We start from the raw sequence: 18,309 nt of genomic DNA on the forward strand, positions 1-18,309 counted from the left end.
AGCGCAATGCCTGGTCGTGCGGCACCAGCACGGCGGCTTCGGTGCCCTGCATGTTTTCCAATTTCGGGCGTGAAGCCTACGACTCGCGCCCCGCCAATTACGAAGGCATGCTGGATGTACTTCTGCATGCCGGCCTTGCCGTACTCTGGATCGATAACCAATCCGGCTGCAAAGGCGTCTGCGACCGCGTTCCCAGCGTGGACACCACACAACTAAAGGTGCCCGGACTGTGCGACGGCGGCGAATGTTTTGACGAAGTTATGCTGCGGGGCCTCGACGAACGCATTGCCGCCCTGCCGCCCGAGCGCAGAGCCAAGGGCGTGGTGTTGGTGATGCACCAGATGGGAAGCCACGGCCCGGCGTATTACAAGCGATCGCCGCCCGCATTCAAAAGGTTTTTACCTGAATGCACTGACAATGCCTTGCAAAGCTGTGAGCGCGCTGGACTGATCAACGCCTATGACAACAGCATTTTCTACACCGACCATCTTCTTGCCTCTGCCATTCAATGGCTCAAGACGCAGGAGACGCACAACGCGCCCGCCATGCTCTATCTGGCCGACCACGGCGAGTCGCTCGGTGAAAACAATCTGTACCTGCATGGTATGCCATACAGCATTGCACCCGATGTGCAAAAACGGGTGCCCTGGATCACTTGGTTGTCGCCAGAATTCGAGCAGCGTAGCAAGATCACCACGACCTGCCTCAAGCAGCAACTTGACGACCCGGTCAGCCATGACAATTATTTCCACTCAGTACTGGGTTTGATGAACGTGCAAACCAGCGTTTACAAACCCGCGCTGGATATCTACGCCCACTGCGCCAAATCCTAGGGTCAAGGGTGCTCGGCAAAGTGTTTAGGCTTGATACGGCGCCAGCCGTGCTGTTCAAACTGGATTTATTTTTTTCTTAAAAACCCAAGCTGCTGAACTCATCGGGCGGTGAGGCCAGCCTTGGTCACTGAGTACGAAGGTGCACCTCTGGACTCCACGCCCCAATACAAGGCTGCACCCGCCAGCAGCGACATCAAAAAGGCGACCAGCAAGCCGATGGCGTTAGCAATGACTTGCGTGGGCCAAAAACGGCTGACAACGGCATTGACCAGCAAGCACACCGGAAAATGAATGAGAAAAACCGAATATGAAACCTGACCGAGTTTCGACAGCCACCGCGGTTGTACCCAGCGCCCCGAAAAGATGTCCTGTTGAAGTCCGAACAGCCCGAACGCCACCACCAAGGCAACGACAAGTCGCCCCCTGAAATCAAGTGCCAACGCTACTCCGCCCAACCCGGCGATGGCGATCAACCACGCACTCCCCTTCCCTGTACTGGCATTATTTGCCGCTGCTGATGCCCAAAAAGCCAGCAGGCCCAAGGCGTAAGAGCCAAAGAAATAGAGGCCGGTCATGTCCAGACCGGTGTCGCGGTTGAACAAAAGCAATGACGCCATAGCCAGTATCAGCAACAAAGCAATCCCCAGGAGCCGCACAGGCGCTCCCGGCCAGCGAACCTGAAGTTGCCGCGCCGTGCCGAAAACAAGCACCGTCATTGCAAACAACTGCAAATCGATCGCCACATACCAGACGCCTGCGGATAGCGCTTCCTGGCCCAGTACATCCTGCAGCAGCAGCACATGGGCAACAAGCTGTGGGAGTGTCGGTGCGGCAGGAACGGAGGGATCGTTAAACCACGGACGCACCCACGCGGCGATCAGCACACTCACGGCGAGTGCCACCAGATAGGGCAGCACCAGCCGGCGATAGCGCCGAAGAATAAGGCGGCCCGGTTGCCTGAAGGTCGCAACCCCCATCGGTGCCAGCGAACTGGCGACGAGAAACCCGCTGACAACCAGAAATACCTGAACCGCCATGCGCCCATAGTCGTACAGCCAATCCGTCAGACCCGGCACAAAGGGATACATCACGTCCGACATCGGGCCATAAAAAACCAGGTGATGCCAGACGATCATCACGCAAGCAATGCCCTTGAAGGCATCGATGCCGACCAAGCGCTTGTTAGGCAGGGTCATGGGCTATCAGGCGGGCTCCAGGGCGCTAAAGAGCCAGCCTTTCTCGTGCTTCCTGATACTCGCGCTTGAGCTGGGCCACAAAATCAGCCGTGCTTTGCACTTTGCCGATAGAGCCAATGCCTTGCCCGCAACCCCAGATATCTTTCCAGGCCTTGGACTTGTCACCGCCAAAGTTCATTTGACTCGGGTCGCTCTCGGGCAGGTTGGCTGGGTCCAAGCCGGCGGCACGGATCGATGGGGCCAAGTAGTTGCCGTGCACACCCGTAAACAGGTTGCTGTAGACGATGTCGTCAGAACTACCCTCCACGATAGCTTGCTTGTACGCATCGGCGGCGCGCGCCTCGTAGGTGGCGATAAAGGCTGAGCCAATGTAAGCAAAGTCAGCGCCCATGGCTTGTGCCGCGAGAACGGCGCCACCAGTCGAGATCGCGCCCGACAGCGCGATCGGGCCGTCAAACCACTGGCGGATTTCCTGGATTAGGGCAAACGGGCTTTTGACGCCGGCATGCCCGCCGGCACCGGCCGCCACTGCCACCAGGCCGTCAGCGCCTTTTTCTATCGCCTTATGCGCAAATTTGTTGTTGATGATGTCGTGCAGTACAACACCGCCGTAGCTGTGTGCGGCGGCGTTGATATCTTCGCGGGCGCCCAGGCTCGTGATGTAGATAGGCACCTTGTACTTCACGCACATCGCCATGTCGTGTTCCAGCCGGTCGTTGGATTTGTGCACGATCTGGTTGATGGCAAACGGTGCTGCGGGTTGATCGGGATGGGCGAGGTTGTAGGCGGCCAGCGTCTCGGTGATTTCGGCCAACCAATCGTCCAGCTGCGCTGCCGGCCGCGCATTGAGTGCCGGCATGGCGCCTACGACACCGGCTTTGCATTGCTCGATCACGAGCTTGGGGTTGCTGATGATGAATAGCGGCGAGCCGATGATGGGCAGCGGCAGCTTGTTCAGTGCGCCAGGAAGTCTGGACATGGTCGCTCCGTCATGGTGAATAAATAAATGAAGAACAGCCTGCAAGGGGAGGTCATTGAGATCCCGCAGCTATTAATTTGGTAAAAGGAAAAGCCACGAGAACCTAGAAGGCCTCCAGCGCCAGTGCGCTTACGCAGTCCGCGCCTTCGACGATGCTGTCACGCAGGCCGGGCGCTTTGGTCAACAGGTGGTCTGCGTAAAAGCGGGCCGTGGTGATCTTCGCCTGCATGAAGCCGCTATCCAAGCCTTGCACGCCTTGGGCCAACTGCTCCTGGGCCACCAGCAAGGAGCGCGCCATCTGCCAGCCTGCAACCACATTCCCCGCCAGCATGAGGTAAGGCACGCTACCCGCAAATACGGCATTGGGGCTGGTCTTGGTGTTGCTGGCTACAAACTCCGCCACATCCACAAACGCGAGGCGCGCGGCCTTCAGGCGCTTGGCTACCGCCACCGCGTCGTCGCCACCCTGCTGGAGTAACTCTTTTTCAGTCGCTTCAATCTGCTGGGCAATGCCTTTGGCGGTCTGCCCACCGTCGCGCGCGGTTTTGCGCCCAATCAGGTCGTTAGCCTGGATGGCGGTCGTGCCCTCATAGATGGTGAGGATCCTGGCATCGCGATAGTACTGCGCCGCGCCAGTTTCCTCAATAAAGCCCATGCCGCCATGGACCTGCACGCCGAGCGAGGTGACTTCCAGGCTCATCTCGGTGCTGTAGCCCTTGACCAGCGGCACCATGAATTCGTAGAACGCTGCGTTCTGCTTGCGCACGTCCACATCCGGGTGGTGGTGGGCCGCATCGTAAGCGGCGGCGGCCACCGACGCCATGGCGCGGCAGCCTTCAATATAAGCGCGCATGGTCATCAGCATGCGTTTCACGTCAGGGTGATGAATGATGGCTACGCTGGCTTTGATGGAACCATCAACGGGGCGGCTCTGCACGCGTTCTTTGGCAAACGATACCGCTTTTTGGTACGCCCGCTCTGCAATCGCAATGCCCTGCATGCCGACAGCGTAGCGCGCCGAGTTCATCATGATGAACATGTACTCCAGACCGCGATTTTCTTCGCCGACAAGATAGCCCACGGCGCCGCCATGGTCACCGTATTGCAGCACGGCCGTAGGCGAGGCCTTGATGCCCAGCTTGTGTTCGATGCTGACGCAATGCACATCGTTGCGGGCACCCAGGGAGCCGTCTTTATTGACCATAAATTTAGGCACGACGAACAGGCTGATGCCCTTCACGCCTTCGGGCGCCCCGCTCACCCGCGCCAACACCAGATGGACGATGTTTTCAGCCATATCGTGCTCACCGTAGGTGATGTAAATCTTGGTACCGAATACCTTGTAGGTGCCGTCCGGCTGCGGCTCGGCGCGGCTACGGACCATGGCGAGGTCTGAGCCGGCCTGTGGCTCAGTCAGGTTCATGGTGCCGGTCCACTGGCCGCTGACCAGCTTTTCAAGGTAGACCGCCTTGAGTTCATCAGAGCCGGCGGTCAGCAGCGCCTCGATAGCGCCGTCGCTCAGCAACGGACACAGAGCAAAACTCATATTGGCGGAGTTAAGCATTTCGCCGCAGGCCGCTCCAATGGTTTTAGGAAGGCCCTGGCCGCCAAAGTCTGCCGGGTGCTGCAGCCCTTGCCAGCCGCCTTCGACGTATTGCTTGAAAGCTTCCTTGAACCCGGGGGTGGTCGTGACGACGCCGTCTTTCAGGCTCGAAGGATTTTTGTCCCCTTCCCAATTGAGCGGCGACAGCACGCCCTCGTTGAACTTGGCGCATTCCTCCAATACAGATTGCGCAGTTTCAAAACCTGCGTCTTCAAAACCTGGCATCTGCGCGACCTGGTCGATACCGGCCAGGTGCTGGATGTCGAACAGCATGTCTTTGAGGGGGGCTACATAACTCATGAACGTCTCTCCACTTAATTCGGGGTGCCGTTGCCTATTACTTCAAGCAGTCAGCGCACTAGCTACCAGATATACATACAAAAAGGGCATCTAACGAGATGCCCTTTGATTTCATTGCCGTGACGCGTTTCAACGCTACAGCGCGGCAACCAGCTCCGGCACGGCCGTGAACAGGTCCGCCTCAAGTCCGTAGTCAGCCACGCTGAAAATCGGTGCTTCAGGGTCTTTATTGATCGCCACAATGACTTTGGAGTCCTTCATGCCGGCCAGGTGCTGAATGGCACCCGAGATACCCACAGCAACGTAGAGTTGCGGTGCCACGATCTTGCCAGTCTGACCCACCTGCCAGTCGTTGGGCGCGTAACCCGCATCCACCGCCGCCCGCGACGCGCCCAGCGCAGCCCCCAGTTTGTCAGCCAGCGGCGTCAGCACTTCGTCGAATTTCTCGCTGGAGCCTAGCGCGCGACCACCCGAAACGATGATCTTGGCCGCCGTGAGTTCAGGCCGATCGCTCTTGGCAATTTCGGCACTGACAAACGACGACTTGCCGCTATCCGTCACGCCCGCCGGAGTTTCAATCGTCGCGGTTCCCCCACTGGCCGCTGCAGGATCAAAACCGGTTGTACGAACAGTAATGACCTTGGTCGCGTCCAGGCTCTGAACGATCGCAATGGCGTTGCCGGCATAGATGGGACGCTCAAAAGTATCGGTCGCATCGACTTTGGTGATGTCCGATATCTGCGCGACGTCTAGCGTTGCGGCCACGCGGGGGGCAATGTTCTTGCCGGACGCCGTGGCCGGAAACAGGATGTGCGAATAGGCCGGCGCCAGAGCGACCACCTGCGCCGCCATGTTTTCAGCCAGTCCATGCGCAAACTGCTCGCCTTCGATGTGAATCACTTTGGCGACGCCAGCGATCTGGCTCGCGGCCTGGGCAGCCGCTTCTGCACCTTTGCCGGCGACCAGCACATGCACATCACCTCCGCATTGGGCGGCAGCGGTCACGGTGTTGAGGGTCGCGGGCTTGATGCTCGCGTTGTTGTGTTCGGCAATCACTAAAGAGGTCATCGTTTTACTCCATTCAGACTGGCTACTTTTAAATTACTTTGGCTTCGTTTTTGAGCTTGTCGACCAGCGCGGCGACGTCAGCCACCTTGACACCGGCGCTGCGCTTGGGCGGCTCGCTGACTTTGAGTGTCTTGATGCGCGGTTTGACATCCACCCCGAGGTCTTCAGGTTTGAAATTGTCGAGCTGCTTTTTCTTGGCCTTCATGATGTTGGGCAAAGTCACATAACGCGGCTCATTGAGGCGAAGGTCGGTCGTGATAATGGCCGGCAAGGTCAAAGACACGGTTTCGAGGCCGCCATCGACTTCGCGCGTGACCTTGACCTTCTCGCCTTCCACTTCCACCTTGGACGCAAAAGTGGCTTGCGGCCAGTTCAGCAGCGCGGCCAACATCTGACCGGTCTGGTTGCAATCGTCATCAATCGCCTGCTTGCCCAGAATCACCAGTTGCGGCTGCTCCTTATCCACCAGCGCCTTCAGCAACTTGGCCACCGCCAGCGGCTGCAGCTCTTCGGCAGTTTCGACCAGAATGGCGCGGTCGGCACCAATCGCCATGGCTGTGCGCAAAGTCTCCTGGCACTGCAGCACGCCGCAGCTTACCGCGATCACTTCCGTCACGACGCCCTTTTCCCTGAGCCTTGTGGCCTCTTCGATAGCGATCTCGTCAAAGGGATTCATGCTCATCTTGACGTTGGCAATATCGACGCCGGTGCCGTCTGATTTGACGCGGACTTTCACGTTGTAGTCGACTACACGCTTGACGGGTACCAAGACCTTCATTGCAAAACTCCAGAGTTTGTTAATTGACGTTGACTTAAAAATAGGTTTTTCATTTTAGACTGCTGCCTTTAAGGTGTCGCATGCGGGTTGGCAGAAGCCGCTTTTTTTATGCCAGCAGACAGTAAAAAGAACGATCGTACTATTTTAGTATAAATGGAGGCGCGTGAAAGTTAAAGCACCCAATCAGACGGGGGTCTTGCCCACCGCAATGACAGCTGGCAGTAACTCCGCCCCTTTGCCGCCGGTATGAAGCACCCGCTGCGGAAAAGGAATTTCAATATGGTGCTCCCGCAGGGCATGGAGAATAGCCACGTTAATATGGGAGCGAAGGTTTTGCTGACCATTTTCGGGATCTCCCATCCAATAGTTCAACGTGAACTCAAGACCATCCGCCCCGAAGTTTGTCAGATTGACTCCGGGCTCTGGCTCCGATAACACGCGGGCTTGCATCACGGCGGCCTCAATCAGCAAGCGCATCACCAGCGCAACGTCGCTGTCGTAACCAACCGACACCACCGTGGACTGCAGTAGCCGGGAATCACTAAGCGACAGGTTCTCTATGCGGTTGCTGATAAACATCTCATTGGGAACGATGGATTCCCGGCCCGACAACGCACGTATGATCGTGTAACGGGCGTTGATGTCGGTGATGCGCCCTTCAAAATTGTCGACGCGCACGTTGTCTCCGATGCGCACACTGCGTTCGGCGAGAATCACAAAACCGCTCACGTAGCTGGCTGCCAGTTTCTGCAAGCCGAAGCCAATCCCCACGCCAATCGCCCCACCAAGTACCGACAAGGCGGTCAGGTTAATACCGACTGAGGACAGTGCCAGCAGCAGGCCCACGAACATCAGCACCGCCCGGGTGGCGTTGCTCACGGCCTTGCGCAAGGACAACTCGCCGCCCGTGGCCGAGCGCAGCAGACGAGATTCGATGGCCGAGGAAATCCACAAGGTGATGAGCAGCACGACAGCCGCCGTGAGAACGCCTTCCAGCATGGTGCGCACCGACATCATTGAGCCGCCGACCTTCCACTTGATGTCGTCTAGCTCGTCAAGAATGACGGGTAGCAAACCGCTGACCCAGAGCACCATGGCGATCCACGCCAGCCATGAAATGCTGCGCTCCAGGGCGCGCACTATCGGCGCATTTTGAAACGCGGACTGGAGTACCTTCACCCCGAGTCGAATCAACGCCAAGGACAACAGTACCGGAATCGCCACTTTGAACACGGCCAACGGAAACAACCGACCCAATAGCGCCTGGGCCGCATAAGCGAAAGACAACAGCAGCATAGGAAAGAGCACGCCGTCCACCAACCGGCGTCCAAAGAAAATCGAGGCATCGTCAACCACACGGCGGGCTCGGCTGAGTACCCGCACTACCAGCCAGGCCAGCAGCGCGCAAGTCGCTAAAACCGCCAGTTCAGTCAGCGCGGAAGGCTGGGTCAGCGCCGCAAACCAGGCGTCCAGGCTGTCAATTCGCGTCGAGGGCGCATTCAGAAAATTCAAGATCCCGCCACTGGCCATTGGGGCTTCCTTTTGTCTATGAAGGCTTGTACGCCTTCCTGGGCGATTGCGTGGATCATGTTGCATGCCATGGTTTGGCCTGCAAGCTGGTAAGCGGCTTCTACGCTGGTTTCGCGTTGTTTATAAAAGAGCGCTTTCCCCATGGCAACTGCCTCGCGCGGCTTGGACAACAACGCTTCAAGAAGTTTTTCGACTTCGGCGTCAAGCGCCTCAACCGGCACCACGCGGTTGACCAGACCGCGCACGCGGGCCTCATCGGCCGTAATGAACTCACCCGTCAGCAACATTTCCATCGCCTGCTTGGCCGGGATGTTGCGGACCAGCGGCACACTGGGTGTGGCGCAAAAAAGGCCCACGTCAATGCCATTGACCCCAAAGCTGGCATGGCTCGCGGCCACCGCCAAATCACATTGCGCCACCAACTGGCACCCCGCTGCGGTTGCCAGGCCCTGAACCTTGGCAATCACGGGCACTGGCAAATTCTGGAGGCTGAGCATCATGCGCGTGCATTGGGCAAACAGCTTTTGATAATAAGCAAGTTCAGGCCGTGCGCGCATGTCCTTGAGGTTGTGGCCAGCGCAAAATGCCTTGCCTTGCGCCGACACCACCACTGCCCGGGCGGAACGGTCAATCGCAATGGTATCGAGCGCAGTTTGAAGGGCTGCCAACACCTCTTCACTGAGCGCGTTAAAGGTGCTCGCCCGGTTCAGGACGAGGCTATGAACCCCTCGCTCGTCCTGCGTGTGCAGCACCGGAGGCGACAGATCAGCGGAAGCAGCGGTCATGAAAATTCCTATAAATCAGCCAGCACCCGGATGTGCGCCTCCACGCTGCGCGCCAACGCGCTAAGGTTGTAGCCACCTTCGAGCGACGACACGATCCGGCCCTTGGAATGGCGCTTGGCCACATCCTTGATGCGCTGCGTAATCCAGGCGTAGTCCTGCTCGACCAGGCCCATTTGACCCATGTCATCTTCACGGTGCGCATCGAATCCAGCACTGATAAAAATCATTTCGGGCTTGAACTCTTCCAGGCGCGGAATCCACATCATCTCGATCAGCTCGCGCACATCCATCCCTTTTGTGTAAGCAGGTACGGGAAGGTTGACCATATTGCTGGCGTGCCCCTCAAAGCCGCTGTAGGGAAAGAACGGGTGCTGGAAAAAACTTACCATCAGCACCCGGTCATCCCCGCTGAGAATGTTTTCGGTTCCGTTGCCGTGGTGCACGTCGAAGTCAACAATGGCGACGCGCTTGAGGCCGTGGCGCTCCAGCGCGTATTTGGCCGCAATGGCGATGTTGTTGAAAAAACAAAATCCCATGGCCTTGTTGCGTTCCGCATGATGCCCCGGCGGGCGCACGGCGCAAAACGCGTTCTCCATTTCCCCCGCCAACACGCTGTCGGTGGCGGCAATGACGGCGCCTGCCGCACGCAGCGCCGCATTCCAGGTGTGGACGTTGAGTGAGGTGTCAGGGTCAATCTGAGCGTAGGCAGGGCCGCCCGCCGTGATGTCATCCGCCAGTTGATCGCACAAACCTCGAATCGCCGCCACCAGCATGCGGTCGTGCGCGAGTTCGATATCTCCGAGCGGGGCCTGCGGGGCCTCGCGCCGGACCAATGCGTCCCCCACGCCGGTGATCAGCAACCGGTCTTCAATCGCATCCAGTCGCTCGGGGCACTCCGGGTGCCCTGCGCCCATTTCATGCTTCCAGCAGTCTCTGTGAGTGAAATAACCAGTCGCGTTCATAACGGAAAACTTTTGCGGTAAGGTTGACGACATGCACGTTAAAGAAAAACTTCAAGCGCTCCTGAATCAGCTTAACACGGTCATTGTCGGAAAGCCGTCACAAGTCAGCGACTGCGTAGCGTGCTTGCTCGCAGGGGGGCACCTCCTTATTGAGGATGTTCCGGGGGTAGGTAAAACCACATTGGCTCACGCGCTGTCGCGCTCTTTTGGACTTCAGTTTTCGCGGGTGCAATTCACTGCCGATTTGATGCCCAGCGATTTGTCGGGTGTCTCGATGTACGAGCGCGAAAAGGAAAGTTTTGTATTTCACCCTGGACCGGTGTTTGCCCAGGTGCTGCTGGCTGATGAAATCAACCGCGCCAGCCCCAAAACCCAAAGTGCCCTGCTGGAGGCGATGGAAGAAAAGCAGGTCACGATCGACGGCGAAACCCGCCCGCTACCGGTTCCCTTTTTTGTGATTGCCACGCAAAACCCGCACGACCAGCTCGGCACCTACGCCTTGCCGGAATCCCAGTTGGACCGTTTCCACATGCGGATTTCGCTGGGTTACCCGGATCGCGACGCCGAGAGAAAACTGCTCAACGGCATTGACCGCCACGAGATGGTCGACAACTTGCGCGCCGTGCTGACGCCGCTCGACCTTTTAGAGCTGCAGCAGCGGGTTCAACAAATTCATGCCGCTGAGCCGCTGCTGAACTATCTACAGGATTTGATTGCCGCGACCCGCTCTGGGCGCTGGTTCTTCCAGGGCCTGAGTCCGCGTGCAGGCATCGCCATCATGCGCGCTGCCAAGGCGCAGGCTTTCATGAGCGGCCGGGACTATGTCGCGCCCGACGACGTTGCCGCGGTGCTGCCGCAAACGGCAGCACATCGCCTCACGCCTGTCAGCAATGCCGGCCGGGGTTCGGTGGAGCAGGTGCGCGCCATGCTTGACGCCGTCGCGCTTCCCTGAGCGCTCGGACCACAGCTTGTCATGACCGCTTTCGCGTTCATTCCTAACCCGGTGGCCTTCATCAGGGCTCGCATGCAGGCCTGGTGGCTTGCCAAATCACCGTTCACCGATTTCGTCACGCTGACCCAGCGAAATGTTTACATACTGCCGACACGCCCGGGGCTGATGCTGGCCCTTACGCTGCTGGTGCTGCTGATCGCGTCCATCAATTACCAGCTCAACCTGGGCTACCTGCTGACGTTTTTGCTGGCGGGCGCCGCCTTGGTGGGGATGCACGTCAGCCACGGTACCCTGCGTGGGCTGGCTCTGAATTTAGAAGCACCGCCGCCACACTACGCAGGTGCAGCAGCTGTTTTTGATGTAAAGCTTACGAATACCCGACGCTCGGCGCGCCACGGCATCGGCCTGAGTGTTCTCAGTCACCAAGCGGGAGATACTGAAGAAAACAAGCACCGCCACTGGGCGTGGACCGACGTACCGGCGCAGGGCAGCAGCGTGGTACAGGTCGCGTTCACACCAGCGCGACGCGGGCTGCACCGCTTACCAACGTTGACTGCCGAAACCCGTTTTCCGCTCGGCACTTTCCGGGTCTGGACCGTCTGGCGACCTGCTGCTCAGGTGGTGATCTATCCAACTCCGGAAATCAATCCGCCGCCACTGCCGCCCGCCGAACCCCGTTCCGGCGGCGCTGCGGCTGCGGCGCGACCGCAGAACAGCGGTGAATTTGACGGTATCAGGGCATACCGGCGCGGCGATCCCATGAAGCGGGTGGTCTGGAAAAAGGCTGTGAATGCGCTGAATGCCAGCGGCCCGAGGGGTGGCCAGGACAGTGGGCTGGTGGTGCGTGACAGCCAGCAAGCCCAGCGCTATGAACTTTGGTTGGACCTCACGCAGGCAGGTCCGCTGGCAGCGGAGCAAAAGCTCTCCCGGCTCTGCGCCTGGATTCTTCAGGCCGATCGACTGGGGCTGGACTATGGCTTGCGCCTAGCGGCACTGGAAATCACACCGGACAGCGGCGAGACGCATAAGCGGCACTGCCTGGAGGCACTGGCCCTGTGCTGACAACGACGCACCTCAATTTTTCGAGGCTTCGCCATCTGCCACGCGACAGTCGGGACACGCTGTTTTTGTTAGGTGTGATTGCCTGGGTGCTTTTGCCGCAAGTGAATCACCTGCCGCTGTGGTGCAGCGCGCTGGCAGGGGTCGTCTTGCTCTGGCGCGGCTGGCTCGCCGTGGTGACCGGTCCGCTGCCTGGAAAATTATGGTTGTTGACCTTGCTGGGCGTTACTCTTGTCGCAACATTTTTGACGCACGGCACCTTACTGGGGCGAGACGCCGGCGTGACTTTGCTGGTAGTGCTGCTGACACTTAAAACAATGGAACTGCGCGCCAAGCGCGACGCTTTCGTAGTTTTTTTCCTCAGCTTTTTTTGCATGCTGAGCAGTTTTTTCTACTCACAGTCTTTATTGACAGCGTTCAGCATGCTGTTGGGGTTAATCGGACTGCTGACCGTTTTGGTCAATGCACACCTGCCGGTCGGCAAACCACCCTTGCTGCTCGCTGCCAAAACCGCCGGCTGGATGACCCTCCTGGGCGCACCCATCATGCTTGTGCTTTTTTTGCTGTTCCCCAGATTGGCCCCTTTGTGGGGGGTGCCCAGCGATGCCATGACTGGACGCAGCGGCCTGAGCGACAGTATGCGGGTCGGCACCATTGCCCGTCTGGCATTGGACGACAGTGTGGCCATGCGAATCAAGTTCGCGGGCAGGCCCCCCCCTCAACAAAGCCTGTATTTCCGCGGGCCGGTACTGTCAGCCTTTGATGGTCGTCAGTGGCAGCCCGCGCCTGCCAGCCTGCCTTCTCGCTATTTGCTGCCGGCCAACCTGCAAGTCTCTGGCTCCCCGATCGACTACGAAGTCACGTTGGAGCCGACCAGCCGTCCCTGGCTTTTTGTGCTGGAAGCGGCGATCCATAGCCCGGAATTAGCCGGTTACCGCAGCGTCATGGAAAACGACCTTCAATGGCTCACCAGTCGCCCCGTCAGCGACCTCGTGCGCTACAAGGCCCAGAGCTTCCCGGCGTTCACGCATGGGCCGCTGCAGCCTGTGGCCGGTCTACAGCAGTTTACAGATCTGCCGCCGGGTTTTAACCCGCGCACGCTGGCACTGGCTGGCGAGTTACGGCGCGACCCGCGTTACGTCAATGCGAGTGCACGCGTGCTGGTGCAAGTGGCGCTCGACCGCCTGCGCAGCGGTGGCTACACCTACACGCTTGAGCCCGGCGTGTATGGCCGGAACACAGCCGACGAATTCTGGTTCGATCGGAAGGAAGGCTTTTGTGAGCACATCGCCTCGGCTTTTGTGATTCTGATGCGCGCAATGGACATCCCCGCCCGAATCGTCACCGGCTATCAGGGCGGCGAGCTCAATGGTGTCGATGGATTTTGGGTCGTCCGACAAAGCGATGCGCACGCCTGGGCAGAGGTCTGGCAGGCCGGCGTGGGCTGGATGCGCGTGGACCCGACGGCTGCCGTAGCACCCGGACGCACCGGCTCATTTCAGCGGCTGGTCGCACCTCAAAGCGTCGTTGCGCAGGCCTTGGGTAACTTCAGCCCCACCTTGACAACCCAACTTCGCGCCACTTGGGAAGCCATGAACAACGGCTGGAATCAGTGGGTGCTTAACTACACCCAGGGCAAGCAACTGAACCTATTGAAAGACATCGGTTTTGATTCCCCAAGCTGGGAGGATTTAAGCTACGTCCTGATAGGCATCATCGTCAGCGCGAGCTTGGCTGGCGCGGCCTGGACGCTTTGGGAGCGTGCCCAGCACGACCCCTGGTTGCGCCTGCTAGCGCGAGCGCGCAAGCGGCTGACCAAGGCCGGGTTTGAAAGTACAGCCGCCACTTCCCCACGCCAGTTGGCCCTGCAGGTGCTGGCACTGCAGGGGAGTCAGGGGCAGGCACTGCATGACTGGCTCATGGCGCTGGAATTAGAGCGTTACGCCGCCACGGTCGCCGGCGCAGCGAGCCGGTTACAGCAGCTCAATAAACTAAAACACCAATTCAACCGACTTGCATGGCCTGCTTAAAATTGAAGCCAGCCGATCTACTTTCTTCGCATGACACTTCCAACCCTTCCTCCTCCTCATCGTCTTCTATTCACTATTTTTTTTATAGCTGCTGTTGCCGGTACGGCCCTCGTTAGCGAGGCAAAACCGCTTAAAAGGCTGGTCTCTGCCACCGCTGATGAAGCTTTAGAAGACACGTTTTATTCAACCCGCCCCGAGGCCATGCAGTTTGCCGACGACCTGGCCAGCCGCCGCAACCTGGACCCAATCTGGGTTCGGGACGCGATCGGCCGGTCGCGCTATATTCCGACGGTTTCGCGGCTGATGCAGCCCGCCACCAAAACCTTTGTCAAAAACTGGCAGGTTTACCGCAGCCGCTTCGTTGAGCCCATCCGCATTGCGGCGGGCGTGCGCTTCTGGCAGGCCAATCGGCAGGCACTGGAGCGCGCAGAAAAAGAATACGGTGTGCCGCCTGAAATCATCGTCGGCATCATTGGCGTGGAAACTATTTACGGCCGCAATACCGGCAGCTTTCGCGTGATGGACGCGCTGGCCACGCTGGCTTTTGATTTCCCGGACAACCACCCGCGCGCCAAGGAGCGCAGCGAGTATTTCAAAGGAGAAATCGAGCAGTTTCTGACCCTGCAAAGCCGCCGGGGCGCCGATCCTTTTGATGCCCTTGGCAGCTATGCTGGCGCCATGGGCATGCCGCAATTCATGCCTTCCAGCTGGATCAAATACGCGGTGGACTTCGACGGCGACGGCATCATCGATTTGTGGAACAGCCCGGCCGACGTGATAGGCTCCGTGGCCAATTATTTCAAGTCGTTCAACTGGCAGCCCGGCATGCCCACCCATTACCCGGTGACTTTCGACGCGAGTCGTCTGGACATGGACGCCTTGATGGCGCCTGACATTTTGCCGACGTTCAGCGTCGCCAGTTTCACGGCCAAAGGCGCGGTGCTTGAAGGGTCCGCGCTGCAACACGCCGGGCCGCTCGCATTGATCGAATTACTCAATGGCCCGGCTGCACCGACGTATGTGGCGGGCACCGAGAATTTTTACGCCATCACGCGCTACAACTGGAGCAGCTATTACGCGATGGCGGTGATTGAGTTGGGGCAGGAAGTGGCGGCGCGCGTCAGGGAGTAAACCGCTCCTAAATGGCTCGCTCCAGAGCGGGCCGCAACACTGAACTCGTCCATGCGGTTACCAAAGTGCGTGGCCCATGGTAGGGAGTGCCTCCTTTGCAAGATAGTACCTCTCCCCATTAGCCTTCACCCAGAGCACATGTATTCTCCAAATCACATGACCTAGCAAAGTCAACGGATCGGAGGGAGGCATATGACGACATACATGTTTCTGAAACGCGCAGCATTCTCACTGGCGTTTCTTGCCATTTTTGGATATATCCCGGTCGTGAAAGCTAATCCGCTTTTTGCAAGACAAACCGGTTTGAAATGCGCTTCCTGTCATACCATTTATCCAGAACTGACGCCGTTTGGCCGAAAATTCAAATTGGGTGGCTATACCCTTGGAGAGCGGCAGAAAATTCCGCTTGCGCTAATGGCTATCGTTTCAAGGAATTCGATTAATGACAACACGGATAAATCGACTGGCGAAAAAATTTACGGCAAAAACGGAGATTTTGCCTTGGAAGCCATCAGTCTTTTTTCAGGTGGCAAATTTACTGATAATGCCGGTGGCTTTATTCAATGGACTTATAACAATATAAGCACTACGGATAATCAACACTTTTATGGCCATAGCGCGCTCGATAACACGGACCTGCGCTTGGTAAAAACAATTGGGCCTGAAGAAAAGTCGATGCTTTTCGGCCTCACATTGCACAACAATCCTACGGTTCAGGACGTTTTTAACACAACACCAGCCTGGAGTTATCCGTATTACAGTCCGAGTCTTGCAGCCCCCGGCCGAGGTACACAGACTTTTCTAGAGTCGGGCGCCCGTGTGGCCGGCGTTGGCATCTATTCCTATTTATTTGATTCGCTTTATCTGGAAGGTACCTCCTATCAAACTGCGAAGGGTGCTTTCTCGGTCTTGCGTGCCGGCACTCCAGAAAGTCAGAGGATTTCCCTTTCCGGATCCAATCCTTACTGGCGAATTGCGTATACATTTGGCGATGAAAATCAGAATCTAACACTTGGTCACTTCGGCGCGAATGTGGCGGTCGATGTGGCGGATGGGATCACCCCGGCGGATCGATTTCGTGACCGGGGATTCGATGTCCAATACCAGTTTTTTAGTAAAGATAAACATCATATTGTCACTGCTCATGCTTCCGTGATTAAAGAAAAAACCGATTGGCGGTCCGGCTTTCCTAACGGGATTAATGACAATCCAAGCTCTACGCTGCGTTCCACCCGAGCGAAGATAAGTTATCTTTATGATCGAACTTATGGAATTACCGCCGGCGGGTTCAAGGTCACAGGAGATGCTGATTTCGCCCGATTTGGATCGACTACGGGAAATCCAGATACTACCGGCTACATTCTTGAATTAAATTATTGGCCAACTTTCAACTTTCTTTGGGATCCTCAAATGAACGTACGATTCGGCCTCCAGTACACCGCCTATACCAAATTTAATGGCAGCGCATCAAATTATGATGCCACTTTACGAGATGCCAAAAATAATAATACCCTTTACCTCTATGCCTGGTTTATGTTCTGAAATTTTGTCGTTGGTCTTTTAACCAATAAAGAAATAAGTACTGACTACCTCTCTGGGGTGAATTGAACCAATTTGCATTTTACCGTGTAGAAATCTTACCCACTCGAATTACAGGAAGCAGGAACATGAATAAAATCGAACCCATCTCTCGGCGAAAGATGATTTTGGACAGCAGCGTACGGGGTTCCATTATATTTTTGCCAATCGCTATCTTCTCAGCGTCAGTCAAAGCCGGTTCTTCCAATAAGGCCATGCTTCATTATCAGGAAGACCCCAAAGATGGACAAATGTGCTCTGGATGCGCAGCCTTCACTCCTTCAGCTGCATCGGATGAGGGCAATGGTTCCTGCAAGATTGTTGGGGGGCCAGTGAAACTACGTGGGTGGTGTATAGCTTTTTCACCCCGTTGAAAATCCAAGCGGGGAATTCCTCTCCACTAACCCAAAATTCTTAATGTTCCCGACGAAGCCGGGTAGACGTCCACCCCCAGTGGCAAAAACCCGCTGATATTTTTGTTGCGACGGTCAGCGGCTTTTGAAGGCATTCTGCTTTAGCAAAGCGTCATCCTCATAGACTCGCCCGAGCAGTCGGTTGAGCGCCGACAGCCGCTCAGGCTCGGTTGGTCGAAGCACCCCCTGATTCTGCAGGATCGTGATCAGCTTGGTCGGTGACACGTGCTTGTCACCAACGATCTCGACATGACCAGCACGCGCCTCGACCCGTCGCGCGCGGCCATCAGTTTCAACGGGCAGACTACGCTGTTCGTCCAGGGAGAACACGTCGTCCGCCTCGACGCAACGCCCGTCTTTTTCGCGCCGGCAGCTGCCACGTTCGTCCGTATCGATCTTCAGATAGCTACTCACTTGCGGCCGCAGCGCGCCCGGTTCGAGAATAAAGCGCGAGGAGTAGGTGATGTCAGCCCACTTGGCCCCCGTTATCAGGTAGCAAGTCGCTGGCAGCAGACCCAGCGTGAGCGGGTACAACCAGACCTTGCCGCAGGTCTGCGCCGCCGCTATGCCGGCAAAAGGGCCAGAGATGGTCACCAGGCGCAGATCCGTCAGAGCAGACCCTGGCGCCGCCGTGAGCTCAAGTTCGGTCAGTGATTTGCGTGCGATCAGTGCACCCTGGCTGTGCCCGATCAGCGTGATTTGCGGCGATCGGGTTTGCGCAGCAAGTTGATCCACCGCGCGATGGAGATCAACAGCGCTGCGGGTGAGTCCGGCGCGGTCATCGTAACTGAAGCAGGCACTCTGTTGACCGTGGAACGCCAGGACTTGCGCCAAACCCCTAAACTCACCGGCAGAGCCGAAGCAACCGTGCACCAGCACATTAATCGGTTGACTGGAATCCAAACGCAAACGGCGATCCGGATTGTCGGTGCAAGGCCCTAGGCCGGGGATGGAAAGCGTCACGTCTGCCGGTGGCAGGCGGCCGGTTTCAATCTCGAAATTCGCCGGGTCCAGCGGCTCACGCGAGGCGCAGCCGCCGAGCAAGGAAATTAGTGTGATGAGCGCGGCAAGATGCCTCATGACCGACCTCGTGACGAAAGGGTAGATTTGCG

General features: G+C 57.7%; 16 protein-coding genes. 7 read left to right on the top strand and 9 right to left on the bottom strand.

What is annotated here, in order from left to right:
- Positions 1 to 833, top strand: an 833-nt coding sequence (locus HHJ16_RS09765; protein WP_293642474.1) for a sulfatase-like hydrolase/transferase, incomplete at its 5' end; no start/stop codon positions are given.
- Between the two features lie 98 nt (positions 834 to 931).
- Here the strand turns inward: HHJ16_RS09765 and HHJ16_RS09770 are convergent.
- The 8 genes from HHJ16_RS09770 to HHJ16_RS09805 all read right to left on the bottom strand — a co-directional run bounded on the left by HHJ16_RS09770 (position 932) and on the right by HHJ16_RS09805 (position 10,034).
- Complete coding sequence (locus HHJ16_RS09770) at positions 932 to 2,029, bottom strand: acyltransferase family protein (RefSeq protein ID WP_293642475.1); 1,098 nt, start codon at positions 2,027 to 2,029, stop codon at positions 932 to 934.
- A 25-nt stretch (positions 2,030 to 2,054) separates the two neighbouring features.
- Positions 2,055 to 3,008, bottom strand: coding sequence for a nitronate monooxygenase family protein (locus tag HHJ16_RS09775; RefSeq protein WP_293642476.1), 954 nt, complete (start codon positions 3,006 to 3,008; stop codon positions 2,055 to 2,057).
- A gap of 103 nt (positions 3,009 to 3,111) precedes the next feature.
- Entirely contained in the window at positions 3,112 to 4,911 is a 1,800-nt protein-coding gene (locus HHJ16_RS09780; RefSeq protein WP_293642477.1) for an acyl-CoA dehydrogenase, read from the bottom strand.
- Positions 4,912 to 5,046: 135 nt separating this feature from the next.
- Positions 5,047 to 5,979 (bottom strand): electron transfer flavoprotein subunit alpha/FixB family protein, encoded by a 933-nt coding sequence (locus tag HHJ16_RS09785; protein ID WP_293642479.1) that lies wholly within the window; start codon positions 5,977 to 5,979, stop codon positions 5,047 to 5,049.
- A 28-nt stretch (positions 5,980 to 6,007) separates the two neighbouring features.
- Positions 6,008 to 6,757, bottom strand: coding sequence for an electron transfer flavoprotein subunit beta/FixA family protein (locus HHJ16_RS09790; RefSeq protein WP_293642480.1), 750 nt, complete (start codon positions 6,755 to 6,757; stop codon positions 6,008 to 6,010).
- Positions 6,758 to 6,940: 183 nt separating this feature from the next.
- The gene (locus tag HHJ16_RS09795; protein ID WP_293642481.1) at positions 6,941 to 8,287 is read right to left on the bottom strand and encodes a mechanosensitive ion channel domain-containing protein; all 1,347 of its coding nucleotides are present in this window, start codon (positions 8,285 to 8,287) and stop codon (positions 6,941 to 6,943) included.
- A complete protein-coding gene (locus tag HHJ16_RS09800; protein WP_293642482.1) occupies positions 8,266 to 9,072 on the bottom strand; it encodes an enoyl-CoA hydratase in 807 nt (268 codons plus the stop codon). Before HHJ16_RS09800 ends, HHJ16_RS09795 begins: the two co-directional genes overlap by 22 nt.
- 8 nt (positions 9,073 to 9,080) lie before the next feature.
- Positions 9,081 to 10,034, bottom strand: a complete 954-nt coding sequence (locus HHJ16_RS09805; RefSeq protein ID WP_293642483.1) for a histone deacetylase family protein — start codon at positions 10,032 to 10,034, stop codon at positions 9,081 to 9,083.
- 31 nt (positions 10,035 to 10,065) lie between these two features.
- Here HHJ16_RS09805 and HHJ16_RS09810 point away from each other — a divergent pair, with 31 nt between their 5' ends.
- From HHJ16_RS09810 to HHJ16_RS09835, 6 genes are all read left to right on the top strand, one after another.
- Positions 10,066 to 10,986 carry a MoxR family ATPase gene (locus HHJ16_RS09810; protein ID WP_293642485.1) on the top strand — a complete coding sequence of 307 codons (921 nt, stop codon included), beginning with the start codon at positions 10,066 to 10,068 and terminating at the stop codon, positions 10,984 to 10,986.
- 21 nt (positions 10,987 to 11,007) lie between these two features.
- On the top strand, positions 11,008 to 12,048 hold the full coding sequence (locus HHJ16_RS09815; RefSeq protein WP_293642487.1) for a DUF58 domain-containing protein: 1,041 nt from the start codon (positions 11,008 to 11,010) through the stop codon (positions 12,046 to 12,048).
- Positions 12,042 to 14,075 (top strand): DUF3488 and transglutaminase-like domain-containing protein, encoded by a 2,034-nt coding sequence (locus HHJ16_RS09820; protein WP_293642488.1) that lies wholly within the window; start codon positions 12,042 to 12,044, stop codon positions 14,073 to 14,075. The genes HHJ16_RS09815 and HHJ16_RS09820 overlap by 7 nt, the downstream gene beginning before the upstream one ends.
- A 30-nt stretch (positions 14,076 to 14,105) precedes the next feature.
- Complete coding sequence (gene mltB / locus HHJ16_RS09825) at positions 14,106 to 15,206, top strand: lytic murein transglycosylase B (protein ID WP_293642489.1); 1,101 nt, start codon at positions 14,106 to 14,108, stop codon at positions 15,204 to 15,206.
- 192 nt (positions 15,207 to 15,398) lie between these two features.
- On the top strand, positions 15,399 to 16,748 hold the full coding sequence (locus HHJ16_RS09830; RefSeq protein ID WP_293642490.1) for a cytochrome C: 1,350 nt from the start codon (positions 15,399 to 15,401) through the stop codon (positions 16,746 to 16,748).
- Positions 16,749 to 16,999: 251 nt separating this feature from the next.
- A complete protein-coding gene (locus HHJ16_RS09835; protein ID WP_293642528.1) occupies positions 17,000 to 17,158 on the top strand; it encodes a high-potential iron-sulfur protein in 159 nt (52 codons plus the stop codon).
- A gap of 114 nt (positions 17,159 to 17,272) precedes the next feature.
- On the opposite strand, the gene HHJ16_RS09840 is transcribed toward HHJ16_RS09835, so the two are convergent.
- Positions 17,273 to 18,277 carry a hypothetical protein gene (locus HHJ16_RS09840; protein ID WP_293642492.1) on the bottom strand — a complete coding sequence of 335 codons (1,005 nt, stop codon included), beginning with the start codon at positions 18,275 to 18,277 and terminating at the stop codon, positions 17,273 to 17,275.
- Positions 18,278 to 18,309: the final 32 nt, after the last annotated feature.

The sequence above is a fragment of the Polaromonas sp. genome (genome assembly GCF_012927485.1).
In the GTDB taxonomy this organism is placed as follows: Bacteria; Pseudomonadota; Gammaproteobacteria; order Burkholderiales; family Burkholderiaceae_C; genus Polaromonas.